The 26,917-nt window shown below is 63.1% G+C and carries 26 protein-coding genes; 9 read left to right on the forward strand and 17 right to left on the reverse strand.

The window, feature by feature from the left end; translation table 11 throughout:
- The first annotated feature begins 26 nt into the window (after positions 1-26).
- The 3 genes from ACWTU7_RS24585 to ACWTU7_RS24595 all read left to right on the forward strand — a co-directional run bounded on the left by ACWTU7_RS24585 (position 27) and on the right by ACWTU7_RS24595 (position 3,454).
- Positions 27-1,082 carry a sugar phosphate isomerase/epimerase family protein gene (locus ACWTU7_RS24585; protein WP_455840695.1) on the forward strand — a complete coding sequence of 352 codons (1,056 nt, stop codon included), beginning with the start codon at positions 27-29 and terminating at the stop codon, positions 1,080-1,082.
- 156 nt (positions 1,083-1,238) lie between these two features.
- Complete coding sequence (locus tag ACWTU7_RS24590) at positions 1,239-2,426, forward strand: Gfo/Idh/MocA family protein (protein WP_455840694.1); 1,188 nt, start codon at positions 1,239-1,241, stop codon at positions 2,424-2,426.
- Between the two features lie 173 nt (positions 2,427-2,599).
- Positions 2,600-3,454, forward strand: coding sequence for a sugar phosphate isomerase/epimerase family protein (locus tag ACWTU7_RS24595; RefSeq protein WP_455840693.1), 855 nt, complete (start codon positions 2,600-2,602; stop codon positions 3,452-3,454).
- 19 nt (positions 3,455-3,473) lie between these two features.
- Here ACWTU7_RS24595 and phnE (ACWTU7_RS24600) read toward each other — a convergent pair whose 3' ends face one another.
- The 11 genes from phnE (ACWTU7_RS24600) to phnG all read right to left on the reverse strand — a co-directional run bounded on the left by phnE (ACWTU7_RS24600) (position 3,474) and on the right by phnG (position 13,626).
- A complete protein-coding gene (phnE, locus tag ACWTU7_RS24600) occupies positions 3,474-5,033 on the reverse strand; it encodes a phosphonate ABC transporter, permease protein PhnE (protein WP_455840692.1) in 1,560 nt (519 codons plus the stop codon).
- Positions 5,034-5,037: 4 nt separating this feature from the next.
- Positions 5,038-6,012, reverse strand: coding sequence for a phosphonate ABC transporter, permease protein PhnE (phnE, locus tag ACWTU7_RS24605; protein ID WP_455840691.1), 975 nt, complete (start codon positions 6,010-6,012; stop codon positions 5,038-5,040).
- Between the two features lie 73 nt (positions 6,013-6,085).
- The gene (gene phnD / locus ACWTU7_RS24610) at positions 6,086-6,994 is read right to left on the reverse strand and encodes a phosphonate ABC transporter substrate-binding protein (protein ID WP_455840690.1); all 909 of its coding nucleotides are present in this window, start codon (positions 6,992-6,994) and stop codon (positions 6,086-6,088) included.
- Positions 6,995-7,140: 146 nt separating this feature from the next.
- Positions 7,141-7,998 (reverse strand): phosphonate ABC transporter ATP-binding protein, encoded by an 858-nt coding sequence (phnC, locus tag ACWTU7_RS24615; protein ID WP_455840689.1) that lies wholly within the window; start codon positions 7,996-7,998, stop codon positions 7,141-7,143.
- A 194-nt stretch (positions 7,999-8,192) separates the two neighbouring features.
- Entirely contained in the window at positions 8,193-8,810 is a 618-nt protein-coding gene (locus ACWTU7_RS24620; RefSeq protein WP_455840688.1) for a DapH/DapD/GlmU-related protein, read from the reverse strand.
- A complete protein-coding gene (gene phnL / locus ACWTU7_RS24625) occupies positions 8,807-9,514 on the reverse strand; it encodes a phosphonate C-P lyase system protein PhnL (protein WP_455840687.1) in 708 nt (235 codons plus the stop codon). Before phnL ends, ACWTU7_RS24620 begins: the two co-directional genes overlap by 4 nt.
- 2 nt (positions 9,515-9,516) lie before the next feature.
- Positions 9,517-10,293, reverse strand: coding sequence for a phosphonate C-P lyase system protein PhnK (phnK, locus tag ACWTU7_RS24630; protein WP_065009749.1), 777 nt, complete (start codon positions 10,291-10,293; stop codon positions 9,517-9,519).
- Entirely contained in the window at positions 10,290-11,171 is an 882-nt protein-coding gene (locus ACWTU7_RS24635) for an alpha-D-ribose 1-methylphosphonate 5-phosphate C-P-lyase PhnJ (RefSeq protein WP_128343832.1), read from the reverse strand. The genes phnK and ACWTU7_RS24635 overlap by 4 nt, the downstream gene beginning before the upstream one ends.
- 268 nt (positions 11,172-11,439) lie before the next feature.
- Entirely contained in the window at positions 11,440-12,552 is a 1,113-nt protein-coding gene (locus ACWTU7_RS24640; protein ID WP_455840686.1) for a carbon-phosphorus lyase complex subunit PhnI, read from the reverse strand.
- 1 nt (position 12,553) lies between these two features.
- Positions 12,554-13,165 carry a phosphonate C-P lyase system protein PhnH gene (gene phnH, locus ACWTU7_RS24645; RefSeq protein WP_455840685.1) on the reverse strand — a complete coding sequence of 204 codons (612 nt, stop codon included), beginning with the start codon at positions 13,163-13,165 and terminating at the stop codon, positions 12,554-12,556.
- Positions 13,165-13,626: a phosphonate C-P lyase system protein PhnG gene (gene phnG, locus ACWTU7_RS24650; protein WP_455840721.1), complete on the reverse strand. Its 462-nt coding sequence runs from the start codon at positions 13,624-13,626 to the stop codon at positions 13,165-13,167. The genes phnH and phnG overlap by 1 nt, the downstream gene beginning before the upstream one ends.
- 121 nt (positions 13,627-13,747) lie before the next feature.
- On the opposite strand from phnG, the gene phnF reads away from it, so the two are divergent.
- The gene (gene phnF / locus ACWTU7_RS24655; protein WP_455840684.1) at positions 13,748-14,497 is read left to right on the forward strand and encodes a phosphonate metabolism transcriptional regulator PhnF; all 750 of its coding nucleotides are present in this window, start codon (positions 13,748-13,750) and stop codon (positions 14,495-14,497) included.
- 23 nt (positions 14,498-14,520) lie between these two features.
- On the opposite strand, the gene ACWTU7_RS24660 is transcribed toward phnF, so the two are convergent.
- The 6 genes from ACWTU7_RS24660 to ACWTU7_RS24685 form a co-directional block, all read right to left on the reverse strand.
- Positions 14,521-15,537 carry a zinc-binding alcohol dehydrogenase family protein gene (locus tag ACWTU7_RS24660; protein ID WP_455840683.1) on the reverse strand — a complete coding sequence of 339 codons (1,017 nt, stop codon included), beginning with the start codon at positions 15,535-15,537 and terminating at the stop codon, positions 14,521-14,523.
- Positions 15,538-15,605: 68 nt separating this feature from the next.
- Positions 15,606-16,571, reverse strand: coding sequence for an ABC transporter permease (locus ACWTU7_RS24665; RefSeq protein WP_095520284.1), 966 nt, complete (start codon positions 16,569-16,571; stop codon positions 15,606-15,608).
- Positions 16,568-18,121 (reverse strand): sugar ABC transporter ATP-binding protein, encoded by a 1,554-nt coding sequence (locus ACWTU7_RS24670; protein ID WP_455840682.1) that lies wholly within the window; start codon positions 18,119-18,121, stop codon positions 16,568-16,570. The genes ACWTU7_RS24665 and ACWTU7_RS24670 overlap by 4 nt, the downstream gene beginning before the upstream one ends.
- A 148-nt stretch (positions 18,122-18,269) precedes the next feature.
- Complete coding sequence (locus tag ACWTU7_RS24675) at positions 18,270-19,265, reverse strand: ABC transporter substrate-binding protein (protein ID WP_065009741.1); 996 nt, start codon at positions 19,263-19,265, stop codon at positions 18,270-18,272.
- Between the two features lie 323 nt (positions 19,266-19,588).
- Positions 19,589-20,587, reverse strand: coding sequence for an aldo/keto reductase (locus ACWTU7_RS24680; protein WP_455840681.1), 999 nt, complete (start codon positions 20,585-20,587; stop codon positions 19,589-19,591).
- Positions 20,588-20,648: 61 nt separating this feature from the next.
- Positions 20,649-22,154, reverse strand: a complete 1,506-nt coding sequence (locus tag ACWTU7_RS24685) for a UxaA family hydrolase (RefSeq protein ID WP_455840680.1) — start codon at positions 22,152-22,154, stop codon at positions 20,649-20,651.
- Positions 22,155-22,425: 271 nt separating this feature from the next.
- Here ACWTU7_RS24685 and ACWTU7_RS24690 point away from each other — a divergent pair, with 271 nt between their 5' ends.
- The 5 genes from ACWTU7_RS24690 (at position 22,426) to ACWTU7_RS24710 (ending at position 26,703) form a co-directional block, all read left to right on the forward strand.
- The gene (locus tag ACWTU7_RS24690) at positions 22,426-23,319 is read left to right on the forward strand and encodes a GntR family transcriptional regulator (RefSeq protein WP_287092605.1); all 894 of its coding nucleotides are present in this window, start codon (positions 22,426-22,428) and stop codon (positions 23,317-23,319) included.
- Between the two features lie 127 nt (positions 23,320-23,446).
- On the forward strand, positions 23,447-23,800 hold the full coding sequence (locus ACWTU7_RS24695) for a DUF2946 family protein (RefSeq protein WP_455840679.1): 354 nt from the start codon (positions 23,447-23,449) through the stop codon (positions 23,798-23,800).
- 105 nt (positions 23,801-23,905) lie between these two features.
- Complete coding sequence (locus tag ACWTU7_RS24700) at positions 23,906-24,445, forward strand: copper chaperone PCu(A)C (RefSeq protein ID WP_455840678.1); 540 nt, start codon at positions 23,906-23,908, stop codon at positions 24,443-24,445.
- Between the two features lie 39 nt (positions 24,446-24,484).
- Positions 24,485-25,003, forward strand: a complete 519-nt coding sequence (locus ACWTU7_RS24705) for a YcnI family copper-binding membrane protein (protein WP_455840677.1) — start codon at positions 24,485-24,487, stop codon at positions 25,001-25,003.
- Between the two features lie 56 nt (positions 25,004-25,059).
- Positions 25,060-26,703, forward strand: coding sequence for a copper resistance CopC/CopD family protein (locus ACWTU7_RS24710; protein ID WP_455840676.1), 1,644 nt, complete (start codon positions 25,060-25,062; stop codon positions 26,701-26,703).
- Positions 26,704-26,917 lie beyond the last annotated feature (214 nt).

Genomic DNA, 26,917 nt, shown 5'->3' on the forward strand with positions numbered 1-26,917 from the left:
GTCGTGGATAATTAGGGAGGATGCCGATGCCGTCGACAATGAAGGGTCCTGGGCTGTTTCTGGCGCAGTTCGCAGGCGATGCCGCACCGTTCAATTCGCTGCCGGCGATCACCAAATGGGCGGCCGGGCTGGGCTACAAGGGCGTGCAGATCCCGACCTGGGACAGCCGGCTGTTCGACCTCGAGAAGGCGGCGTCTTCCCAGGCCTATTGCGACGAAGTGAGGGGCATCTGCACCGAGGCGGGCGTTGAGATCACCGAGCTGTCGACGCATCTGCAGGGACAGTTGGTGGCGGTGCATCCGGCCTATGACGCGCAGTTCGATGGCTTCGCGCCGCCTGCGTTGCACAATAATCCTAAAGCCAGGCAGCAATGGGCGGTCGAACAGATGAAGTTCGGCGCCAAGGCTTCGAAGAATCTCGGGCTTAAGGCGTCGGTGTCGTTTTGCGGAGCGTTGGCCTTCCCCTACCTTTATCCTTGGCCGCAACGGCCGGCGGGATTGATCGAGGAAGCATTTTCCGAACTGGGAAAACGCTGGAAGCCGATCCTCGACGTCTATGAGGACAATGGCGTCGACGTCGGTTACGAAATCCATCCGGGCGAGGACGTCTTCGACGGTGCGACCTTCGAGATGTTCCTCGACGCGGTGGGCGGCCACAAGCGCTGCAACATCAATTACGACCCGTCGCATTTCCTGCTGCAGCAGCTCGACTATCTCGAATTCATCGACATCTATCACGAGCGGATCAAGGCGTTCCACGCCAAGGATGCCGAGTTCAATCCAACCGGCCGGCAAGGCGTCTATTCCGGTTATCAGAGCTGGACGAACCGGGCCGGGCGTTTCCGCTCGCTCGGCGACGGACAGGTGGATTTCGGCGGCATCTTCTCCAAACTCGCCCAATATGACTACGATTCATGGGCGGTGCTGGAATGGGAATGCTGCCTGAAGCACCCCGAGGATGGCGCGGCCGAAGGCGCTCCCTTCATCCAGCATCACATCATCAGGGTGACGGAAAAAGCATTCGACGATTTCGCCGGCGGCGCGACCGACAAAAAGGTGCTGCGCGCCATGATGGGAATCTAGCGCTTCTTTCCCTCCCCCTCGAGGGAGGGTCGATCCGCGCAGCGGATCGGGGGGTGGGGTCGCTGGGCGTAGAGCTCGGCATGAGCCGACCCCTCCCGGCCCTTCGGGCCACCCTCCCCTCAAGGGGGAGGGGTATTTCAGACGAGGGAGAAAATCATGGTCGGCGCATCGAAATCGGAAACGGGAGGCGGCCCGATCCGCTACGGCATGGTCGGCGGCGGGCAAGGCGCCTTCATCGGTGCCGTGCACCGGATCGCGGCGCGCATGGACAATGAGTTCGTGTTGGTCGCAGGTGCCCTGTCGTCCGACCCGGCGCGTGCCAAGGCATCGGCCGAGGAGCTCGGGCTCGATCCGGCGCGCAGCTACAGCTCGTTCGCCGAGATGGCCAAGGCCGAGGCCAAGCGGCCGGACGGCATCGAGGCGGTGGCCATCGTCACGCCCAACAATGTCCATGTGCCGGCGGCGAAGGCTTTTCTCGAGGCCGGCATCCATGTCATCTGCGACAAGCCGCTGGCGACGACACTGGCCGAGGCAAAGAAGCTGGCGGCACTAGTCGAAAAGACCGGCAAAGTGTTCGTGCTGACGCATAATTACACCGCCTATCCGATGGTACGGCAGGCGCGCGAGATGGTAGCCAAGGGGCAGCTCGGCGACATCCGCGTCGTGCAGTCTGAATATCCGCAGGACTGGCTAACCGAGGACCTCGCCGCTACCGGCCAGAAGCAGGCGGCCTGGCGCTCCGACCCCAAGCAGGCGGGTGCCGGCGGTGCGCTGGGCGACATCGGCACGCATGCCTACAATCTCGCGCGCTTCGTCTGCGGGCTGGAGCTCGATTCACTTTCCGCCGATCTCGACGCCTTCGTGCCGGGGCGGCAACTCGACGACAATGTCAACGTGATGCTGCGCTTCAAACCGGTCGGCAAATCGCACCCGGCCAAGGGCATGATCTGGGCGAGCCAGGTGGCGCCCGGCCACGAGAACGGGCTGAAGCTGCGCATCTACGGCTCGAAGGGCGGACTTGAATGGGTGCAGGCCGACCCGAACTATCTCTGGTACACGCCGTTCGGCCAGCCGAAGCAGTTGATCACCCGGAACGGCGCCGGCGCGCTTCCCGTCGCCGGGCGCGTCAGCCGGGTTCCGTCAGGCCATCCGGAAGGCTATCTCGAAGGCTTCGCCAACATCTACCAGGAGGCTGCCCGCGCCATCCGCGCGGCGCGCCGCAAAGGCGGCAAGCCGGCTAAGGATGTTATCTTCCCGACCATCCAGGACGGCGTCGAAGGCATGGCCTTCATCGAAGCCTGCGTGAAGTCGTCGAGGAAGAACGGGGCCTGGACGAAGCTCTGATCGGGGTGCTGATCTTCAGGTGATGCCGGCCTGCAAACGGCAGTTTCATGCGCTTCCGGTGCTCACGCACGAAAAGTACGCTCCGCTCCGGTTCTCGGAAACTACCATTTTCGGCTCGGCCTAACCTGAATCTCAACACCCCTGTGGATTGCGCAATGATGGGAGGGGCGTCGATGAAAATCGGCATGTGCATGTTTTTGTGGACGACGGCCGTGTCGCAGAAACACGAGCCACTGCTTAGGGATATCAAGGCGACCGGCTTCGATGGCGTCGAGATACCGATCTTTGCCGGCACGCCGGACGACTACACAAAACTTGGCGAACTGCTCGACCGCATCGGGCTGGAGCGCACCGCCGTTTCAGCGATGGGCGATCCGGCGCTGAACTTGATCTCGGCCGATGGTTTAACGCGCAAGGCCGGCATCGACTATATGAAGTGGGCGATCGACTGCTCGGCTGCGCTCGGCGCCAAAACGCTGAGCGGCCCGTTGCATTCGACACTGGGCGCCTTCTCCGGTAGTGGGCCGACGGCGGCGGAGAAGAAGCGCTCCGTTGCCTCGCAACGCGCCATCGGCGACCATGCCGGCAAGAGGAACGTCACCATCGGGCTGGAGGCGCTCAACCGCTTCGAGTGCTACCTGCTGAACACGATGGACGATCTGTCCGAGCATATCGACGCTATCGACCGGCCGCATATCAAGGCGATGTACGACACGTTCCACGCCAATATCGAGGAGGCCGACCCGACCGGCGCCTATACGCGCAACCACAAAAATGTCGTCCATATCCATATTTCGGAGAATGATCGCGGCGTACCTGGGCGCGGCCACATTCCGTGGAAGGAAACGTTTTCGGCCATCCGCAAGAGTGGCTATGACGACTGGCTGACGATCGAGGCCTTCGGCCGCTCGCTGAAGGATTTGGCGGCGGCAACCAAGGTCTGGCGCGATTTTTCGGAAAGCCCGGAAGTCGTCTACCGCGACGGCTACAAGCATATCAGGAGTGGCTGGAAAAAGGCTGGTGCTTAGGACGCAGCCGAGCTTCCTCTCAGGCGATCTGAGCCGCCGGCGGCAGGCCGGCGGGCGCGCGCTCGCGCCGCTCGTCATTGCCGTTTCCGACTGTCCCCATCAGTTTGCGGCGAAGAAAACTGGAAATGTTGTCGAAGATAAAGACGACAACAAGGATCAGCACAACCATATAGAAAACATTGGCCCAATTGGTATTGGTGCGCATGGCCTCCCACAATTTCAGACCGATGCCGCCGGCGCCGACAGCCCCTATGATCGTCGCTGACCGGGTGTTCGATTCCCAGAAATAGAGCGATTGGCTAAGGAATACCGGCAGAACCTGGGGCAGCACGCCGTAGCGCTGCACCATTGCCGGCGTGGCGCCAACCGAGCGGATGCCCTCGCGCTGCTTGTCGTCGATGTTTTCCAGCGCCTCGGAGTAGAGTTTGCCGAGGGTTCCGGTGTCGGTGAAGAAGATGGCCGACATGCCGGCCAGCGGTCCCGGACCGAAGCCGCGGGTGAAGAACAGCGCCCAGATCAGCATGTCGACTGACCGCAGGAAATCGAAGAAGCGTTTTGTCACCTGGTTGGCGATCCGGCTCGGCGTGACGTTGCGTGCAGCCAGGAAGGCGAGCGGAAAGGCGACGATCGAGGCCAGCACCGTGCCGACAAAAGCCATGACGATGGTTTGCAAGAGTTTCAGCCAGACGTCTCCATGCTGCCACTCGGCGTTGTTGAGGATGTTGTCCCAGGCGAGCACTGCGTTTGACCGTGACGGATCGATGCGGGCCCCGGAGACGATCAGTGAAGCGAACTCGCCGAACGGCTTTCCCCAGAATGGCGAGTTCGTGTCAAAGATGAAATTGGCCCAGCCGAAGAAACGTCTCCAAGCGACGACTTCGTCATTTTGCACTTCGGCGCGACCGAGAAAGTCGAACGAGACGTAGGCTGTCGAGCCTGGCCCGCGTTGCTCGATCCAGTCGGGCAGCGGTGTGCGTGGCGTGACAGAGCTGTCCTTGGCAATATCGAAGATGACGCTTTCGGCGCCGCGCGTCACGGTGACGAGGTTTGGCGTGATGGCGATCCGGCCATTGCCAAGGGTGACAGTCGCCGCCACAACGGCGTTTTCGCGCACCGTTTCAGGTGCAGCCGGAGCGGATTGGCCCAACGGGGCGGCCTGGTTCTCGGCGGTCGGCGCGCCGGGCGCCATAAACGAATCCTGCGATGACTTGTTGGTCGCGATCGCCGGTGCCGGTGCTGCCTCGACCTGCCGCTCGATGACGGCCATCTGCTTGACCACCCAGTCGGGATCTGGATTGGATCCCAGTTTGGAAAAGCGGGAGTAGTCGATCGTCAGATAGCTATCTTTGAACTCGATGTCGGGCCGGATTTCGTAAGACACCCAGTCGGCGAGATAAGCGCCGGCAAGATTCCAGTTCGCCTTTTCGAGCACGGTGGCGATCGAGAAGAACCACGCGCAATAGAAGGTGTAGAGAATGCAGAGAAGGATGCCGATCGGGACGGCGTAGCGCTTCCATAGGGAGCGCCGGAAGGCGTCCGGGTGGCGAGCGGCGATGTCGTCGATGGCGTCGGCGTCCATGGTGTTACTCTCCGCGCCCGTATGCGAACGCTTGCCGGCCGACAAGACGATGCCTCAGCCATGCCGAAAAGTGGTCGACAGCGACTATCGTGCAGAACAGCAGAAAGACGATGGCAATGGTCTTGGCCTCATGGCCTCGGCCGATCGAAAGACGCAGGGATTCGCCGATGCCGCCGGCGCCGACGGCACCGAGAATGGTCGAAGCGCGCACATTGATCTCGAAGCGGAGCAGGAAGTAGCTCATGAAATTGGGCAGGACCTGAGGCACGATGCCGAACCACACCCGTTCGATCCAGTTGGCGCCAACAGCCCGCAAGCCTTCTTCAGGCTTCATGTCGGCATTTTCGACCACTTCGAAGAACATTTTTCCGAGCGCGCCGACGGTGTGGATGCTGACCGCGAGGATCGCCGGAATCGGTCCGAGCGAGAAGACCGCCAGAAAGAAGCCGGCGATGACGATTTCCGGAAAGGCGCGGACGATTTCAAGGAAGCGGCGCGTGGTGAAGCGGAGCCAGCGGCTGGCCGTGATGTTGCCTGCAGCCAGGAAGCAGAGCAGGAAACCGAATGTGGAGCCCACCAGCGTCGAAAACAGGGCAATGTTCAGCGTCTCGATCATCCGGTGGAAATACTCGGGAATGTAGATGCCTTGGGTCAGGTAGACCCGACCTTCGGGGTAGTCGAACTTGAGGCTGCCATCGTCATAGGGGGAAGGCAGGTCGAACAGCGCGCGCACCGGGTCGAACCAGTCGCGCGGCTTCAATTCGGTGAAAAAGTCGGCGATGTAGGGAAGGCGGTCGAAGAACTTTCCGGCGTTGGTTTCGTTGGCGAACCAGAGCGAGCCAGAGAGTGCAAGAAACAGGAAAGCCAGGCCACCGACCGTGTAAAGGCGCCGGCGAGCGGCGAGGTCGCGCCAGTGCCGCTCGACTGTGGCTGCCTCCGGTGAAAGCGCAGGCGCGCGGTAAACATCGGTCGCACTCATCGATAGATCCCCGGCCCCTGATGCGGCAACGCCGCCGGCGGCACATGGCCCCGGCGGCGTTGTGGCAGTTTACTTACGAGCCGATCTTCGCCTTACGGGCATCGATGATTGCCTGATAGAATTCCGGGGTGACCGGCGAATAGCCCTTGAAGTCGCCGCCTTGTATCGCGGAGAAACAGGCCGGATCGGTTTCCGGAAGCTTGGTCAGGAAATCGGTGATCTTCTGCTTGGCGCCGGCGTCGATGGACGTACGCAAGACCAACGGGCCGTTCGGGATCATCGGCGACTGCCACAATTCGACGAGGTCGTCCATCTTGAGCACGCCCTTGTCGACCATCTTGCGGAGGTTGCCCGAGCTGTAGCCGTCCTTGAAATCGCCGACGCCGGAGGCCCAGGTGGTGCCGGCATCGAAGGTGCCCTTCAGGACTTCAAGGACAAGCTGTTCATGGCCGCCACCGAAACCAGTCGAAGCGAAGTAGCTCTTCACATCCATGCCGATGTCCTTGGGCAGTGACGTGACTGGGATCAGATAACCAGAAGTCGAATCGGGATCGGCGAAACCGAGTTTCTTGCCCTTCATGTCGGCGAGTGTCTTGATGCCGGAATCGGCACGGGCGACCATGACCGAATGGTAGCCGGTCGAACCGTCGGTCTGGATCGTCGTCAGGATCGGTTGAACCGCGTCCTTGTTTTCGAGATAGATCTTGGCATAGGCGGAAGCGCCGAGCTCGGCATAGTCAAGCGTGCCGCCGAGCAGGCCCTGGATGACGCCGTCGTAGTCGGCGGCCGGGAACAGCGAAACTTTCTCGACGCCCAGTACTTCCTTGATGTGGTCGGCAAAGCACTGATAGTTGCGCAGGCGATCGGCTTCGTTCTCGCCGCCCAGAATGCCGACGCGGAATTCCTTCAGGTCCTGTGCCTGGACCGCGCCCATGGCCATGGCGAGGATGGAAACGGCACCGAAAAGTATCTTTCTAAACATTTCGCGTCTCTCCTGTTGATTCCGGCATCGCGCCGGCAGCGTTCGAATTTTGACAGCGCCCTTGACGCGGGCTGGCGATCCAGGCGCTCTTTTGTTTGTCCATGATCCTTTCTGGATACCGGTATCCACTTGTCGGGATCATCGAACTAGTAGCCAGGAAATGCGGGCTCGAGCGGTCCTGCGGATGCGGCGATTTTTTGCTTGATGGTAACGCTGGTCGAGGTGATGGCCTCGGAGATTTCACAGCCATTGCTGTCGGCACCGTAGACCATGCGCACCGCCTCACGGTTGAGATCTTCGGGTGGGCCGTCGAACACGACCTTGCCGGCAGCCATGCCGATGATGCGGTTGCAATAGGTGCGCGCAGTATCCAGCGTGTGCAGATTGGTGACGACGGTGATGCCTTCGCGCAGATTGATGTCCTGCAGCGAATCCATCACCACCTTGGCATTGAGCGGGTCGAGCGAGGCGATCGGCTCGTCGGCGAGGATAACTTTCGGCTGCTGCATCATGGCGCGGGCGATCGCGACGCGCTGCTGCTGGCCGCCGGACAAGGTGCCGGCCGGCTGCAGCGCCGCGCGGGCAATGTCGAGACGCTCGAGCGCCGCTATCGCCTCGGCCCGTTCCTCGCGAGAGAAGACACCGAGCAGATTGACAATCGTCGAGCGGTGATTGAGCCGGCCGAGCAGCACATTGGTCAGCACGTCGAGACGCGGCACCAGGTTGAATTGCTGAAAGATCATGGCGCAATCGCGCTGCCAGCGCCTGAGCAGCGAGCCGCGCAGGCTGGAGACTTCGGCACCTTCAAAGAAAATCGACCCTTGGCTCGGATCGATGAGGCGGTTGATCATGCGCAAAAGGGTCGACTTGCCGGCGCCGGAGCGGCCGATGATGCCGACCATCTGACCGTGCGGGATCGAGATATCGACATTGCTGACGGCGGTGTTCTTGCCAAACCGGCGGGTGACGCCGCGGATTTCGAGCGTGGCTGAGGTTGCTGACATAGGCAAGTTCCAGTCCAGTCGCGTTTCGAAGGTCTGTTAACCATCGCTAGCGCAAGGCCATGAACCTGCGGTGTCGGATTGATGTCAGTTTTGTTACCGCCCACAGGCTTGGGCGGCGCGCCGTGAATGGTGAATGGTGACGGTGGCAGCCAGAAGAGGCTGGTGAAGGCCTTTCTATTCACCATTCACCCCCTTCAGCTGCCGTATTTTTCCAGAAACGCTTCCGCCGAAAGGGCGCGGAAATCGTAGAGCGCGGCGCGCAGGCGGGCATGGTCCCAATCCCACCAGGCGAGTGCCTGATAACGTTCCGCCGTGTGGCGGTCGAAGCGTTCGCGGATTGGTTTCGCCGGCACGCCGCCGACGATGGTGTAGGGCGCAACGTCCTTCGACACCACCGCACCGGCGCCGACCGCCGCACCGTCGCCCACGGTGACGCCGGGCAGGACGGTCGAGCCGTGGCCAAGCCAGGTGTCGTGGCCGATGGTGACGCGTCTGGCGCGGCGCTGGGCGAAGAATTCGCTCTCGTGCTCGGCGTCGTCCCAATAATCCGAGGCGCGATAGGTGAAATGGTGCAGCGTCGGCCGCCACGTCGGGTGGTTGGTGGCGTTGATGCGCACATTGGCGGCGATGTTGGCGAACTTGCCGATCGTCGCGCACCAGACGCCGCAGTCCTGCATCATGTAGGAATAGTCGCCGATCGTGCTCTCCGAAACCCGGCATCGTTCGGCGATTTCGGTCCAGCGGCCAAGCGTCGAATTCTCGACTTCCGCTGTCTCGTGGACCAGCGGCGTTTCCGACAATTTTCGCGTCATGCGGCGATTTTCCCGGCGGCAAAAGCGGTCACGTCGATGACGCGGTCGGCTACCGCCTCGCGCACGTCGCGGTCATGGAAGATGCCAAGCAGGGCGACGCCGGCCGCCTTCTTGGCCGCGATCAGCGTAATCACGACTTCGAGGTTCCTGGCATCGAGCGAAGCGGTCGGCTCGTCGAGCAGCAGGATCGGGTGCTCGGTGATGAAGCCGCGCGCGATGTTGACGCGCTGCTGTTCGCCGCCGGAAAAGGTCGCCGGCGGCAGTGCCCAGAGTTTTTCCGGCAGGTTGAGCTGCCCCAGCAAGGCGCGCGCCTTGCCGCGCGCAACTTCACGGTCCTCGCCGCGCTCGACCAGCGGTTCGGCGACGACATCGAGGGCGGAGACGCGCGGCACTGTGCGCAGGAACTGGCTGACATAGCCGATCGTGAGCCGGCGCACGGCAAGCACGGTGCGCGGGCTCGCCGTCGCGAGATCGATGAGCCCGTCCCCGTGCTGGACGATGATCTGGCCTTCGTCGACCGCATAGTTGCCGTAGAGCATCTTCAGGATCGAGCTCTTGCCGGCGCCGGAAGGGCCGCCGAGCACGGCGCACTCGCCTGATCTGATCGAGAACGACACGCCGGTAACGACAGGCAGTTTGATGCCGTCGCGCAGATGCATGGTGAAGCTCTTGGCGACATCGGAAACGACAAGCGGGGTTGCCATGATCACACCTGCAATATGGAAGAAACAAGGAGCTGGGTGTAGGGCGCGCGCGGATCGTCGAGCACGCGGTCGGTGAGGCCGCTTTCGACGACGCGGCCGTCCTTCATCACCATCATGCGTTGCGACAGCAGACGTGCCACTGCGAGGTCGTGGGTGACGACGATTGCCGCAAGGCCGAGATCGGTGACCAGCCCGCGCAACAGGTCGAGCAGACGCGCCTGCACGGAAACGTCGAGGCCGCCGGTCGGCTCGTCCATGAACACCAGCCGCGGCCCGGTGACGAGATTGCGGGCGATCTGCAGGCGCTGGCGCATGCCGCCGGAGAAGGCGCGCGGCTCGTCGTCGATGCGGTCCTCGTCGATCTCGACGCGTGACAGCCAGTCGACCGCAGTGGCGCGGATTTTCCCATAGTGGCGGTCGCCGACCGCCATCAGCCGCTCCCCGACATTGGCGCCGGCGGACACCGTCATGCGCAGCCCGTCGGCGGGGTTCTGGTGGACAAAGCCCCAGTCGGTGCGCATCAGGAAGCGGCGCTCGGCCTCGCTCATGCGGTAGAGTTCGCGGAACTGACCGTCGCGCATGCGGTAGCTGGCGGTGCCGGAACTCGGCAGCAATCTGGTCGAGAGGCAGTTGAGCAGCGTCGTCTTGCCGGAACCGGATTCGCCGACCACCGCCAGCACCTCGCCCGGCCAAAGGTCGAATGTGACGTTTTCGCAGCCGACACGCGAGCCGTAGAATTTGGATAGCGCGGAAACGCGCAGCAGTGGTTCGTCGGTCATTGCGCCGGCTCCATCGTTTCGGGCGCAAGACGGCCGCGATGGCCTCCTTCGCGCCGTTTCTCGCAATGGTCGGTGTCGGAGCAGACGAACATGTGGCCGCCATGGTCGTCGAGGATGACCTCGTCGAGATAGACGTTCTCGGCCGCGCACAGCGCGCAGGGCTGGTCGAAGGTCTGCACCTCGAACGGATGGTCCTCGAAATCGAGGCTGACCACATCGGTGAAGGGCGGCAGCGCATAGATGCGCTTTTCGCGGCCGGCGCCGAACAGTTGCAGAGCCGGCGAACGGTGCATCTTTGGGTTGTCGAATTTCGGCGTTGGCGAGGGATCCATCACATAGCGGCCCTCGACCTTGACCGGGTAGGCATAGGTAGTGGCAATGCGGCCGTGCCTGGCGATGTCCTCGTAGAGCTTCACATGCATGAGGCCGTATTCCTCCAGCGCATGCATCTTGCGCGTTTCCGTTTCGCGCGGTTCGAGGAAGCGCAACGGTTCGGGAATTGGCACCTGATAGACCAGCACCTGGCCCGCGCTCAGTGGATGTTCGGGAATGCGGTGGCGGGTCTGTATGATGGTCGCCTTGGCCGTCTCGGTGGTGACGGCGACATTGGCGACCTTCTTGAAGAAGGCACGAATTGAAACCGCGTTGGTGGTGTCGTCGGCGCCCTGGTCGATGACCTTGAGCACGTCTTCCGGCCCGATGATCGAAGCCGTGACCTGGACGCCGCCGGTGCCCCAGCCATAAGGCATCGGCATTTCGCGCGAGGCGAACGGCACCTGATAGCCGGGAACGGCTATGCCCTTGAGGATCGCGCGGCGGATCATCCGCTTGGTCTGCTCGTCGAGATAGGCGAAGTTGTAAGTGGCGATGTCGGTCATGGCGATCGCTTCCGCTGTGTGCTACCGAATTGACTTCCAAGACACGGAAGAAGGGCCAGGCTCAGATGACTCCAACCGGATGGATGCACATCGGAATCCTGTTGCTGGTGTTTGTCGGCGTGGTTGCCTTTGTCCTTCGAAGAATGGTTCTTCCTGCGCCGAAGGAAGGCGCGAATGGCGAAACCGTTGGCGGCAGTAGCGGCTACGGCGGATCCGGAGGGGTGTAGCGGCCATTCCCACGAGATCATGGTGGTGGAGCTAACTGAAGTCATTCCGCAGCCTGCCTCTTCTCTTCGACTTTGCCTGCGTTTTCGCGGGCGTCATGCTCGGCGCGCATGCGGCGCACGAGGTCGAGCTCGGCCTGGAAGTCGACATAGTGCGGCAGCTTCAGATGCTCGACGAAGCCGGTCGCCTGGACATTGTCGGAATGCGAGATGACGAACTCCTCGTCCTGGGCAGCGGCGACGACGTCTTCGCCGAATTCCGAAGCGCGTAACGCCCGGTCGCACAGTGCCATGGCCATCGCCTTGCGCTCGCTCTGACCGAAGACGAGGCCGTAGCCGCGGGTGAATTGCGGCGGCGCCTTGGCCGAGCCCTTGAACTGGTTGACCATCTGGCACTCGGTGACGCGCACGGAGCCGAGCGGTACCGCGAAGGGCAGCTCCGGCACATCGAGTTCCAGCTCGACCTCACCGATGCGAACCTCGCCGACGAAGGGATGGTTGCGGGCATAGCCGCGCTGGGTGGAATAGCCGAGCGCCAGCAGAAAACCCTCGTCGCCGCGTGACAGCGCCTGCAGGCGGATGTCGCGAGCCATCGGGAATTCCAGCGGCTCGCGGGTGATGTCGCCGGGGACATGATCCTGCGGCATGTCGCCGTCAGGCTCGATCAGGCCTTCGCGGGCGAGGATCGCGGAGACACACGGCATGGCTTCCGCCTCGCTGGCACGCTGCAGCGGCTCGGCGACATCGCCGCCCGCGGCGAGCTCGGGATCGAGCAGCCGGTGAGTGTAGTCGAAAGTCGGGCCGAGCAGCTGGCCGCCAGGAAGATCCTTGTAGGTCGCCGAAACGCGCCGCTCGACCAGCATCGCGCCGGTGTCGATCGCCTTGGTATAGCCGAAGCGTGGCAGCGTGGTGCGATAGGCGCGAACCAGGAAGATCGCCTCGATCATGTCGCCGCGCGCCTGAACGATGGCGAGGGCCGCCAGCTCGCGGTCGTAGAGCGAACCCTCGCTCATCACCCGGTCGACGCCGAGCGCCAGCTGCTCGACGATCTGGTCGAGGCGCAGCGCCGGCACGGAACGGTCGCCGCGCCGGCGGTCGGCGAGCAGGGAGTGGGCGTTGGCAATGGCCGCTTCGCCGCCTTTTACCGCGACATACATATCACGCCTCCATCGTCTTGATGCGCGTCGTGCGCGGCAGGCAGGCAACGCCGTCGGGGGTGGCAAGGATGATGTCGACGCCACGCGGAAAGCGCTGGTTGTTCTGCTTCCATTGCTCGACGAAATGGCGCGGCATCTGCGCCGGCGCGATGGTTGCAGTCATTTCGATGCCGGGACCTTCGAGCAGCAGAGGGGCGCCTGAAACGATATCGCTCACCTGCAGGATCAGCGTTGTGGAGCGGTCGGGATAGTCCTGGGTGCCTTGCGAAAAGCCATCGAGCGACATCATCTCGGCCGGCGTGGCGATCAGCGCGAAATGCGCGTCGGCCGGCGTATTGGCCAGCGGCGCGCCGGTGTGGAAGCCGAGCCATGATTTCACCGCTGCTGGGGCCTGCAAAACGGGGTCGAGCCAGAGCGGCGTGTCGTTGTCGCACAGCGCCAGCGCGATGGCGCCCGCGGTGGCCGACAGTGGCGCCGGTGGGCGGGCGAAGATCGGCAGGGGCCGCAGGGTGCCCGGCCGCGCCATCGCATCCATCACGGCGCGGAACACCGTCTGGGCGTCGAACACCGGATCGGCAAAGCCGCCCTCGATCGCTTGCGTTGCGATGTCCATCAGTCCTCTCCGCGTACCATGGTGAAGAAATCGACCTTGGTTGCCGCCGTCTCGGCGCGCCGCCGTTCACGTGTGCCGGCCAGTGCGGCCTGCAGCGGCGCAATGAGTTTGGTCTCGACCTCGCGGCGCAGGGCAGGATGCTGCCAGAGCGCGTCGGCGATCGCCGCCAGTTTTGCTTTCTGTTTGTCACGGCCGAGCGCGTAGCAGTGGCCGAGCTGTCCGGATGCGAGCCGGACGGTGGCGCGGGTGACCGTCGCCTCGCCGATATTGAATGGTGCGCCGCCGCCGCCGATGCGGCCACGCACGGTGACCAGGCCGGTTTCGGGACCGCGCAGGAGTTCTGCTTCCGAAGGCAGGCCGGCTGCGTTCCAAAGGCGGACGATATCGTCGCCGGTCGATTGCGCCAGCGTCGCCATGACGGCCTTGCGCTCAGCCTGATCGCGCGCTTCCTGTCCTCGCATGGCAGCCATTCCTCTCGTTCCGAATTTGTATAATGATGTAGACAATTATACAAATTATACCTATTCTCTAAAGCGTGTCCATGACGGATGGATGACAGGGCGAAAAAGATCGGGGCAAGAGATGATCGGGCAGCAGATTGCCAGCAGCATAGAGCGGCGCAGCGGCGTCTCGCTGTGGCGGCAGATCGCCGACCAGATCCTGCATTCGATCGCCATCGGCGACTTTGCCGAGAATGCCGCGCTGCCACCGGAGATTGCACTGGCGGAGCGTTATGGCGTGAACCGCCATACGGTGCGCAGCGCCATCGCAGCACTGGTGCAGGATGGCGTGCTGAGGGCCGAACAGGGGCGCGGCACTTTCGTGCTTTCGCGCAAGCGGCTGTCCTATCCGATCGGCGCCCGCACCCGTTTTTCGGAGGGCTTGCAAGGGCAGGCGACGGAGCGCCGCAGCGTGCTGCTCGAATCGGCGGTCGAGCCGGCCAGCCGGCGCGTCGCAGATGGCTTGGGTCTTGCCAACGGTTCGAATGTCATACGCCTTGAGACGCGCGGCGAAGCCGACGGACAGCCGGTCTCGCGTGCCACCGGCTGGTTCGATGCGAAGCGCTTCGCAGGCATCGAGACCGCTATCGCGGAAACTGGATCGGTGACCGCCTCGCTCCAGCGTTTCGGCATCAGTGACTATCTCAGGCAATCGACAGTGCTGTCGGCGCGCCACGCAGATGCCGCCGATCTCGCCGATCTCGATCTGCAGTCCGGCGCCATCGTGCTGGTCACGGTCGCGGTCAATGTCACGCCGGACGGCCAGCCGATCCAGTTCGCCGAAACGCGCTTTCCGGCTGAGCGCGTCGAGCTCAAATTGTCGGCGCGGTAGGTAGGTGCGCGTCTATCCCGGTCTCATCCGACCTGAATGACCGCCTTGATCAGGCCCGATTTCTCATGCGCCCAGCGGGCGAGGTCGCGCGGTGTGTCGCCAAGCGTCGTGCGATGGGTGACGAGCTTTGCCAGCGGCACCGCGCCGTCGCGGATCGAGGCGGCGACATGGTCGAAGTCGGCGCGCAGCGCGTTGCGGCTGCCGATCAGCGTCATCTCGCGCTTGTGGAACTCGGGGTCGGAAAAGACGATGTCGTCCTTGACGACGCTGACCAGGACCAGCGTCCCACCATGCGCGACATGGGCAAAAGCCGACTGGACTGACTGGGTGTTGCCAGTGGCGTCGAAAACCACGTCAAAGCCTTCGCCGTCAGTCGCCTCCCGCGCCAGATCGGTTGCCGATCCCTTCGAGCCGTCGAGGGTGGCAAAGTCGAGTTCGCTTGCGGCGAAACCCAGCCTCTCGGCACTCATGTCGAGCAGCGTCACGTCGAGACCGGCGATGCGGGCAAACAGCGCCGTGCCGAGCCCGATCGGCCCGGCGCCGATGACCAGCGTGCGCGCGCCGGGCTGCGCCAGCGAGCGCCGAACGGCATGCGCCCCGATCGCCAGGAATTCGACGGCGGCGGCCTCGGCCAGCGACAGGCCGTTGGCCGGGTAGAGATTCTGCGCCGGCACCAGGATCCGTTCGCACATGGCGCCGTCGCGGTGGACGCCGAGCACCTCGATCCTGACGCAGCAATTAGGCTTGCCTTGCCGGCAGGCGATGCATTTGCCGCAAGCGAGATAGGGATTGATGATCACCGGTTCGCCAACGGCCAGATCGACGCCTTCGCCGGCCTCGATCACAGTGCCGGAAACCTCGTGGCCCATGATGCGGGGATAAGCGAGGAACGGATGCTTGCCCTCGAAGATATGATAGTCGGTGCCGCAGATGCCGACATGACTAACCCCGACCAGCGCCCAGCCAGAGGGCGGAGTGCCTGGCGCCGGGCGGTCTTCCAGAACAAGCTCACCGGGCGAGCGGCAGACGACGGCTTTCATACTTCAATCCAGTCTGTTCATGAAACCGCCGGCCCCGCTAGCGCCGGGCCGGCGGTTGTTAATATGGTCTACTTGCCGCGGCGGCGCAGGCCGTCGAAATAGACGATGACGATAATCAGCACGCCGGTAATGATGCGCTGCCAGAAGGCATTGACGTTCAAGAGATTGGCGCCGTTGTTGATGGTGGCGAGGATGAAGGCGCCGAGCAGCGGTCCGTGCACCGAGCCGACGGCGCCGAACAGCGAGGTGCCGCCGATCACCGATGAGGCGATCGCCTGCAACTCCCAGCCCTCGGCCTGCGTCGGATTGCCGATGCCGATGCGCGAGGCAAGCAGCACGCCGACAAAAGCCGCACAGAGGCCCGACAGCGTATAGGCCATGTAGATGGTGCGCTGGACGTTGACACCGGACAGACGCGATGCCTCGGCGTTGGAGCCGACCGAGAACAGATACCGGCCCCAGCGGCTGTGATGCAAGAAGATGTAGGCGGGGATGCCGACGAGGATCACCATCCAGAACAGATTGGGGACGCCGAGAAACGAGCTGCGCGAAAACATTTGGAAGGCATCGTTGTTGATCGAGATCGAGTTGCCGTTGGTCATCAAGAGGCCGATGCCGCGCAAGGATGTCAGCGTCGCCAGCGTGATGATGAAGGGCGGCAGGCCCATTCTGACGATGCCAAAGCCATGGAACATGCCGATGGCGACGCCGACCAGCAAGGTGATCAGGATGGCGAGGAAAATCGGCACGCCGGCATTGATCAACATCGCCACGATGACGGTGGCGAAGCCGACGACGGCGCCGACGGAAAGGTCGATGCCTCCGGTGATGATAACAAAGGTCTGGCCGACTGCCAGGATGGCGATCATCGAACCTTGCCGCAGCAGATTCGAGATGTTGTTGGCGGAGGCGAAGCTCGGCGTCGCCACCGACAGGATGACCCACAACAATACCAGCAGCGCCAGCAGTGTCAGCCCGAACAGGGCGTTGTAGTTGCGTTTCGGCCTTTCGGCCGGGATCGCCTCGGTGCTCATATCTGTCCTCCCGGTTTTTCTTGTTTCTCGGCCAGCGCTTGGGTGAGGATCTCCTCATGGTCGGCAGTGCGGAATCCATGAGTGGCCACCAGTTTGCCGCGCCGGAACACATGCAGTGTGTCGGCCAGTTCATAGACCTCGGGCAGATAGGACGAGATCAGGATGATGCCGGCGCCATTGGACAAAAGCGCGCTGAACAGGCGGTAGATCTCGGCCTTGGTGCCGACATCGACGCCAACTGTCGGCTCGTCGAAGATGAACAGCTTGGCGCCGTGCGCCAGCCACTTGCCGATGACGATCTTCTGCTGGTTGCCGCCGGACAGGCTGGAGGCGAGCGCGCTGCGGGTCGGTGTCTTGATCCTGAGATTGGCGATCTGGCGATCCGCCTCGGTCTTCTCCTGTGCGCCGGAGATCAGCAGATTGCTGGAGATGCGCTTGTAGATCGGCAGATTGAGATTGAGGCCGACCGGCAGGTTGAGGCAGAGGCCCTGGTCGCGGCGGCTTTCCGGCGCCAGCGCCATGCCGAGCCTGATAGCGTCATGCTCGGAATTGACCTGAACCGCCTTGCCCTCCCAGAGGATCTGGCCGGCCGACTTGCGATGACGGCCGTAAAGCGTGGTGACGAACTCGCTGCGCCCGGCACCGATCAGGCCGTAGAGCCCGACGATTTCGCCGGCACGGACCGTCATCGAGACATTTTCGAAGCCCTTGCCGGAGAGATTTCTGGCTTCGAGCAGCGTCGCGCCCGGGGTAAAATGCTCCTTGTGATAGACTTGCTCGATCGAGCGGTTGATCATCATCTTGACCAGCTCGGCGTCGTTGGTTTCGGCGATGTTCCTGGTGCCGACAAGCGTGCCGTCGCGCAGCACCGAGACGCGGTCGGCGAGCTCGAACACCTCTTCCATGCGGTGGCTGATGTAGATGATGGTGACGCCTTCGCCCTTCAGCCGGCGGATCAGCGTGAACAGCTGGTCGGCTTCCTTCCGGGTGAGATAGGCAGTCGGCTCGTCGAAGATCAGGAACTTGGTGCCGCGCACGGTGGCGCGGGCGGCGGCGATCAGCTGCTGCTGGCCTATGGTCAGGTCGCCCAGCACGACATGCGCCGGCAGATCAAAGCCGAGATCGTCGATGATCTTCTGCGCTTCCCTGACCATGGCCCGCTGCTGCAGGATGCCGAAGCGGGAATCCTCCTCGCCGAGGAACATGTTGGCTGCGACAGTGAGATGGCGGCACAGAACGACCTCCTGATGCACAGCATTGATGCCCAGCGCCATCGCCTCATGCGGCGTCGCCAGCGCTGCCGGCTTGCCCTCCCAGATGACGTCGCCAGAGGTGCGCGGCATGACGCCGGTCAGCAGCTTGATCAGGGTGGATTTGCCGGCACCGTTCTCGCCGACAATGGCGTGGATTTCGCTGGCCTTGAAGGCGAGGTTAACCGGCTTCAGCGCGTGCGTGCCGGGATATCGCTTCTCCAAGCCCTTGAGTTCGAGGATCGTCCTGCCCGGTTCCAGCGTTGGGGCCGGATGCAGTTCCTGCGCCGTCGATGTCATGACAATCCTCCCAGATTGGCCTCACGATTGGCACGTAGCGATGCTGGCCGGGTCGCATCGTCAAGGGTATTGAAGCCGGCTGATTTCGAACCACTTTCAGGGTGTTTCCGGGGCAACGAGGCCCCGGAAACGGTGCGCCTGCCGGTGCTCAGTCGAGCTTCGGATTGAGCAGCGCGTCGATCTTCGGATCCTTCATATTGGCCTTGGTGACGAGGTTGGCGCCGGTGTCGACATTGGCCTCGACCTTCTCGCCTTTCGAGGCCGCGAGCGCCGTCTTGATGCCGTCATAGCCCATCCGGTACGGATCCTGGACGACGAGAGCCGAAATGACGCCGTCGTTGAGGAACTTGATCAGCTTCTCGTCGCTGTCGAAGCCGACGAGTCCGACCTTGCCGGCCAGGCTGTTCTCGGCGATCGCCTGACCGACGCCCTGCGCCATGATCAGGTTGGAGGCGAAGATGCCCTTGAGGTTCGGATTGGCGGTTATCAGGTCGGTCGCGATGTTGAGGCCGGTAGTGGCTTGGCCGTCGGCGTACTTGTCGGCAACAAGCTTCAGGCCGGGATATTTGGCGGCAAGCTGCTCCTTGAAGCCCTGGGCGCGCTGTTCGAGCGAACCAGCGCCCGGAAGTGCGGTGATCAGGGCGACGTCGCCCTCGATTTTGCCGCCATTGGCTTCGCCGATCGCGGCCGCCAGCCCGTCGGCGGCGACGCGGCCGCCCTGGATATTGTCTGTGGTCAGGAACGAGGTGAAGGCCTTGGAGTCGGCGCCGGAGTCGATGCCGATGATCTTGACCTTGGTGGCTGCCTCATCGATCGGCTTGCCGAGCGCCTTGGCTTCGGTCGGTGCGATAACGACGGCAGCCGGGGTGCCGGCGACGGCGTTTTCAAGGATCGAGATCTGGCCGTTGACGTCGGTTTCCGCCTGGGCGCCGAGCTCCGGCACGTTGACGCCGAGGTCCTTGCCGGCCTTGCGGGCGCCGGCCAGGACGATCTGCCAGTAGAAAGAGGTGGTGTCCTTGACGATGATCGGAATGGTTACGTCCGCCGCCGAAGCTGGCGCCGAATGCAACACGCCGGCAAGCATCGAGGCGGCGGCGAGCGCCACGAATGCGCGGCGGTTGAGAATGCTGGTCACGAATTTCATAAGGCTTCCTCCCTAAGTCGCCCGGTGAACGTTGCTGAAGCTCGGTTTGGGTAGGCGCTGCCCAAACAGAACTTTATCAATAAAAAACATTTACCGCATTTTGATAGTGCATAGGCTGGGTCGACGCAAGCGGTGTTTCGCATCGGTCTCCTTATGGCTAGACCGATCTCATTGCCAAACCCTACAGATCCTCTCCGAAAGGTATGGAATATTAATTCCACCAACCAGTCAAGATGGAATATTCATTCTTTTGAGGGCGTACGATTGTTACGCCTCCTGATCGCGCCGTCCGCCGTTTAACCGAGGGCGAAGGCCGCAGCGCGTCAGCCGAGTTTCTGTACGACCGTGTAAGGATCATATTTGGCGAATTCGGTTTTGGGCACCTGGATGTCGAGCAGTTGGAGATTTCGCGCCAGATTGGTCGGTTTGGCGGTGCCCGTCAGCACAGAAGCGACAACAGGCTCGTGCAGCGGGAACTGAAACGCCGCCGCTGCAAGCGGATAGCCGCCTTCGGCGGCGATTTTTTCCATCGCCCCGACGCGGCCGAGAATGTCCGCGGTGGCCGGCAGATAATCGAAATGGGCGCCCGGTACCGGGCCCGTTGCCAGGATACCGGAATTGAAGACGCCACCGATGATCAGCGAGGTCTGCCGTTGCCGGCAAAGCGGCAGCAATTCGGCTTCGGCGGTGCGGTCGAGCAGCGAATAGCGGCTGGCGAGCAGGATGCAGTCGAGCGGCGCCTGGCGCAGCACATCGAGACAGATCTGAACCTCGTTGACGCCAAGGCCGTAGGCGGAAATGACCCTGGACGACTTCAGCTCTTCCAGCGCCTTCAGCCCGCCATCCATGAACTGGCGGAAATGCAGCTTCGTCTTCTCGGCCCCATGCGTGTAGACGCCGATGTCGTGGACGAACAGGATGTCGATTCGATTGAGGCCAAGCCGCGCATAGCTGAACTCGACCGAGCGCATGATGCCGTCATAGGAATAGTCGTAGTCGAGCGCAAAGGGCAACGGATCGACATAGGAATGGTCCGGAATCTGGTCTTCCGGCACCGGCCGGAACAGGCGCCCAACCTTGGTCGACAGCACGTAGGAGTCCCGCGGCTTGTCGCGCAGGAAATCGCCGAAGCGGCGTTCCGAGAGGCCGAAGCCGTAGAAGGGCGCCGTATCGAAATAGCGCAGGCCGGCTTCCCAGGCGACCCGTAGCGTCTCCATCGCCGCTTCACGCGAACAGGCGCGATAGAGGCCGCCGACCGCCGCGCCGCCGAAGCTGACGTCGGTTATTTCCAGCGCGGTGCTGCCGACACAGCGTTTCTTCATGCAAAGCCTCCCACCGGCCATTTGCCGGCCCGTCCATGTCTTAAGTCAGTTAGTGGATGGTCTAGAGGGTCGCGCCGAGGTGCCAGGGCACGAACTCGTTGTCGCCGTAGCCGAACTCCTCGCTCTTTGTCTTGCGGCCGGAAGCCGTCTCGACGATCAGTTCGAAGATCTCGCGACCCATGCCGGCGATGGTCTTTTCGCCCGAGGCGATGACGCCGCAATTCACGTCCATGTCCTCTTCCATGGTGTGGTACATGGTCGAGTTGCTGGCGACCTTGATCGACGGCGTCGGCCGGCAGCCGAAGCAGGAACCGCGGCCGGTGGTGAAGACGATGACATTGGCGCCGCCTGCCACCTGGCCGGTGGCGGAAACCGGGTCGTAGCCGGGCGTGTCCATGAACACCAAGCCGTGTCCGGTGACCTTTTCGGCATAGCCAAAGACGCCGTTGAGCGGCGTCTGTCCGCCCTTGGCGACCGCGCCAAGCGACTTCTCCAGGATGGTGGTCAGGCCGCCGCGCTTGTTGCCGGGCGACGGATTGTTGTCGATGGAGGCGCCATGCTTGGCGACATGGTCTTCCCACCACTTCACATAGCCATCGAGCTTGGCTGCGATCTCCGGGGTCGCCGCACGGTAGGCAAGCAGATGCTCGGCGCCGTAGATTTCCGTCGTCTCGGAGAGGATGCCGATGCCACCAACACCGGCAAGGATGTCGACGGCGGCGCCCAGCGCCGGATTGGCGGTGATGCCGGACATGCCGTCCGAGCCGCCGCATTGCAGGCCGACGACGATCTCGCTGACCGGGATCGGCTCACGCTCAAGCTTGCCGACCTCCTCGGCGATCTCGGCCAGCACCAGCATCGCCTTCTCGACCGATTTGCGCGAGCCGCCGGCTTCCTGGATGTTGAAATGGCGTTTTCCCGCAGCGACACCCTTCTGGCCATAGAGGGTGAGCTGGTTGACCTCGCAGCCGAGCCCGACCATCAGCACGCCGCCGAAATTCGGATGGCGGGCGTAGCCGGCCAGCGTGCGGTGCAGCACCATCATGCCGTCGCCGGTGGCGCTCATCCCGCAGCCTTGGCCGTGGACGATCGGAACGAAGCCGTCGATGCCGGGATATCTGGGCAGGAGCGTGCGGTTCGCCTCGTCGGCGATGGCATGGCAAACGGTGGCCGAGCAATTGACGCTGGCGAGAATGCCGACGAAGTTGCGCGTGCCGGCACGGCCGTCGGCGCGACGGTAGCCCATGAAGGTGCGGGCGCGGTCGGCCTCGGTCGCGTGCACGGCTTCGCTCGGCGGCACCACCGGCAAACGCCCGGACTCGAAGACCAGATTGTGCGAATGGACATGCTCGCCGGGTGCGATGTCCTGGGTGGCGCGGCCGATCGCCTGAGCGTATTTGACCACGGCCTCGCCGGCGGCGATCGGCTTGATCGCAACCTTGTGGCCGGGTTCGATCAACGCGGTGGCGACGGCACCGCCCGGCAGTACCGCGCCGATCTCGATGCGGCCGTTGGCGACCGCGACATTGTCGGCGGGGGACAGAAGAATGCTGTTTGCGGCGTTCACGGGCAGTTTCCTGGGGTTCCTGGGATCGGCAAGCGGATTGACACGCGCCTGTTAACAGTTAATGTCTTTTATCGTGAAAAAACAGTTTTGCGTCAATTGTTTTTTCGTGACAGCGCCGCGCGTTCTTATGGATGTGCAGAGGATCGGACACTGGAACCAGGGCTGACTTTCGAAAAGCGATTCTCGCTTTTTTGGGGGCCTTTGCGTTTGGAACATTTGTCATATCGCGCTTCAAACCGCCGCTGCAAGCGCCGGCGTAACGGGGCAGGGGATGTCGAAGAGCAACAACGTCTACAAAGACGCCTACAATCGGGGTTTGCGGCTGCTCGACGAAACGAAAAGCCTGCCGTCCGAGCCCGAGCTTGGCACGCTGCTCGGCGTCAGCCGCACGACGATCCGCACCATCCTTACGCGCATGGAAGAGACGGGGCTGATTGCCTGGAACAAGCGCAGCAAGACGGTTTTGCGCGTGCCGCGGCCGGACGATTTTTTCCCCGAGGAAGAGACCGACACGCTGTCGCAGATCATCGAGCGCTCCTTCATGCGGCGGCTGCTTGCCGGCGGCGCCGAGCCCGGCATGCAGATCAACGAACTCGAGTTGGCGCGCGAGATCGGCGTCGGCACCACCAGCGTGCGCGAGTTCCTGATCCGCTTTTCCCGCTTCGGGCTGATCGAGAAACGCCGCAACAGCCATTGGGTGCTGAAAGGTTTTACCCGCGCTTTCGCGCTGGAATTGACCGAAATCCGCGAGATGTTCGAATTGCGCTCGGCTGCCGCGTTCGCCGCCCTGCCGGACGACAGCCCGGTCTGGGCCGACCTCGACCGGCTGGAAGACGAGCATCGCCGGCTGGCGCGCGAGATCGCCACGCGCTTCAACGAATTCTCGGAGCTCGACGAGCGCTTTCACCGGCTGATCCACCGCGCGTCGCACAATCGCTTCATCGTCGATTTCTACGACGTCATCGCCATGATCTTCCACTACCACTACCAGTGGAATAAGGCGCAGGAGCGCGAGCGCAACGAAGTGGCGGTCGCGGAACACCTGGCCTATATCGCGGCGCTCAAATCGCGCGATCTCGGCAAGGTCGACGCCGCCTGCCGCAAGCATCTGAAGTCGGCGCGCAATACCCTGTTGACCTCGATCCCCGAGGGCCAGCAACCGTAGCGGGCTTAAAGCGCTGCGTTGCCGCAGTAGTAATTTGGCGATTTTCCGCCCGCCGAGCGCGTGCTAGGTATTTGCCGTTGCTGCGTGAAGAGGCAGGCTTTTGAACATCCGGCGGAGACGATGGAGCATGCCGGCCGCGTTCGCCGCGGCCTATTTGCTCGTGCTCCAGTCGATGTTTGGCGCATTCGCCTCCGGCTTCCCCGATGCTTCGCAACTCGACGCCTTCGGCAATGTCATCTGCACCCAGAAGGGCGCGGCCCAGCTTCCAGGCGGCGATCCGCACCAGCAGCACGTGCCGGCTTGCTGTGTGCTCGGCTGTGGCATGGCCCCGGCGGCTTACGCGCCGCCGCCCGCTGCCGGCATGTTGGCCGGCAACTTTTCCGTCGAAACCGTCGCATTTGTGCTGCCGGCGTTCCGGCACCTCGATTTCAGCCGCGACCGCTCTCCGTCGAATCCGCGCGCGCCCCCGGCTAAGGCCTGATCCGTCCCAGATCGCCTTGCGGAAACCCTTCGCGGGCGGATTCGTTCAACATCGAAACTGTTCGCGACCGGCCGACGGCGCGATTTCTCAGTTCCTGGAGCTATCATGTCTCACACTTTTCGCGCGCGGCTCGGCCGCAACAGGTCCTTCCTGCGCAGCTTCGAGGAGCGACTCGGCGTCACCGTGTTCCTCCTCGCCCTGCTGTTCGTCAGCGCCCAGGCCGTTTTCGCGCATGAGTTTAGGGTTGGTGACCTCGAGATCGGGCATCCCTGGTCGCGCGCCACACCGCCCGGCGCCAAAGTGGCCGGCGGCTATTTCACCGTCACCAACACCGGCAGTTCGCCGGACCGGCTGCTGTCGATCTCCTCTGAGATTTCGGCCAAGGCCGAACTGCATGAGATGGACGTGAGCGATGGCGTCATGGCCATGCGGCCGGTCACCGGTGGCCTTGAAGTTCCGGCCGGGGGTAAGGTCGCTTTGGCACCCGGCAGCTATCATCTGATGTTCGTCGGGCTGAAACGGCAACCGAAGCAAGGCGAGACGTTTCCAGCCACGCTGATCTTCGAGAAGGCTGGCACCGTAACTGTCGACTTCGCCGTGGAAGGCATCGGCGAAACGGGCGGTATGGACAATCACGCCAACTGACCCGGCCAGATCCGGACAAGTCGAAATTTGAGGACCATCATGAACAGGTATCTTTTGTCGGTCGGCGCGTTTTTCGTCTTGGGGACAAGCGCGACCTTCGCCCACGTCACGCTCGAAACGCAGGAGGCGGCGGTCGGTTCGACCTACAAGGCTGTCCTGCGCGTGCCGCATGGCTGTGAGGGCAAGGCGACGACGGCCGTGCGCGTGCAGATCCCGGAAGGGGTGATTTCGGTGAAGCCGATGCCGAAGCCGGGCTGGACGCTGCAGGTCAAGAAGGGCAGATACGAGAAATCCTACCAGCTCCATGGTCAAGCGGTGACATCAGGCGCTAGGGAAGTCGATTGGAGCGGCGGCAGCCTGCCGGACGAATTCTACGACGAGTTCGTTTTCCGCGGGACACTGGCGGCGGATCTGCCGGCCGGCCAAACGCTCCATTTCCCGGTGGTGCAGGAATGCGATGGCATTGCCGAACGCTGGATCGAGATTCCGGCGGCCGGCCAGGATGAGGATGCGCTGGAATATCCCGCGCCTGGTCTCAAGCTGCTGCCGAAGAAGTGATCCTTGGGCGGCGCGCTCTATCCGAAAGAGCGCGCCGCTGTTTGTATGGCAGTGGCATGAGCGCGGCACCCTTCCTTCGGACGATCTGCACAACCAGCAAGCGCGTCGCCGGTCGGCTTGCGGTCGGGCAGCTGGCTGCGATCGTGCTGCTCGCCATAATTGCTGCGCCAACTCAGGTCTTTGCCCATGCGGCGCTGATCACGACCGAGCCGGCTGATGGCGCGGTGCTGGGACAAAGTCCTACGCAATTTTCGCTGACCTTCAGCGAACCGGTGTCACCGCTGGTGCTGACCTTGGTGCGGCCTGACGGGACGCCGGTTCCGCTGACGTCCTTTCGGCTCAGTGTCCAGACGGTCGAGATCGACAATCCGCAAACGCTCGGGTCCGGCACACATGTGCTGAGCTGGCGGGTGATTTCCGCCGATGGCCATCCGGTCGGCGGCTCGGTGCTGTTTTCCATCGGCGCGCCGAGTGCTGCGCCGGCCCTCTCCGAAGTCGTCGACCGGGGTCTGAGGTCGGCGATCTGGATCGGCAAGATCTTTCTCTATGTCGGCCTCTTTCTCGGCGTCGGCGGCGCCTTTGCCATCGCTTGGCTGGCGAAGGGCGGACGTTCCGGCCAGCGCTTCGCCATCGCCGCAATCCTATGCGGCCTTGTCGCGGCGCCTTTGTCGCTCGGCTTCCAGGGACTGGACGCGCTCGGTGCGCCGCTCGTCCGGCTGGCGCAGCCGGGCGTCTGGCAGGCCGGGCTCGGCACAAGCTTCGGCTGGACGGTCCTGGTCGCGCTGGTGGCGCTCGGGCTTGGGCTGCTGTCGCTTGTCGGGCCGCGCGGCGGTGCAAAACTGTTTGCCCTTGCCGGCTTGGCCGCTGTCGGTGCCGCCCTCGCCGCCAGCGGGCATGCAAGTGCCGCCGAACCGCAATGGCTGACAAGGCCGATGGTGTTTCTACACGGTGCCGGCATTGCCTTCTGGGCCGGGGCGCTGGCGCCGCTCAGTCTCGCCATCAGGCGGAAGCCGGTCGAGGCCACGCCTTTCCTGCGCCGGTTTTCCCAAGTGATACTGCCCGTCGTGGCCGTGCTTACGGCCACCGGCATCGTGCTGGCTGTCATCCAGGTGCAGGCGCCCGCAGCTTTGCTCGAGACTGCCTATGGCGGGCTGCTGCTGGTCAAGCTGGGACTGCTGTTCTTTCTGTTCACGCTGGCCGCGACCAACCGCTGGAAGCTGACCGGTCCGGCCGAAGCGGGAGAGACAGAAGTACAGAGGAGGCTGGTCCGCTCGATTAGCATTGAAATGCTGATCGTTCTGGCGATCTTCGGCGTTGCCGCCGGCTGGCGTTTCACGCCGCCGCCACGCGCCCTGGCGATCGCAGCAGCGCAGCCGGCGTCGGTCCATATCCACACGCCGAAGGCGATGGCCGACCTCAGCATCACGCCCGGCCATGTTGGGCCCGTTGCCGCCTCGATGGTCATAATGACCGGCGATTTCGGCCCGCTCGACGCAAGCCAAGTGACGTTGGTGCTATCAAAACCTGACTCCGGCATCGAGCCGATCAAGCGCGCGGCGACAAAGCCAGGCGACGGCACCTGGCGCGTCGACGATCTCGTCGTCCCGGTTCCCGGCCGATGGACAGCGCGGCTCGATATCCTCATCTCGGATTTCGAGATCGTGCAGATAGAGGCGCCGATCGACATCAGGCCGGAGTGACGTGCTGATATTGAGGTGATGCCGGCTTGCAAATGGCGGTATCCTGCGCTTCCGGTGCTCACGTACTTAGGTACGCTCCGCTCCGGTTCTCGGAAACCACCATTTTCGGCTCGGCCTGACCTGAATCTCAACACGCCACGGCTGCAACACAATTCGGCGAGGCGGTTGACGCAGCCTTGAACGCCCGTCATTCATCTCGGCAAGATTGGCATCT

The organism is Mesorhizobium sp. BHscii, from assembly GCF_053848065.1.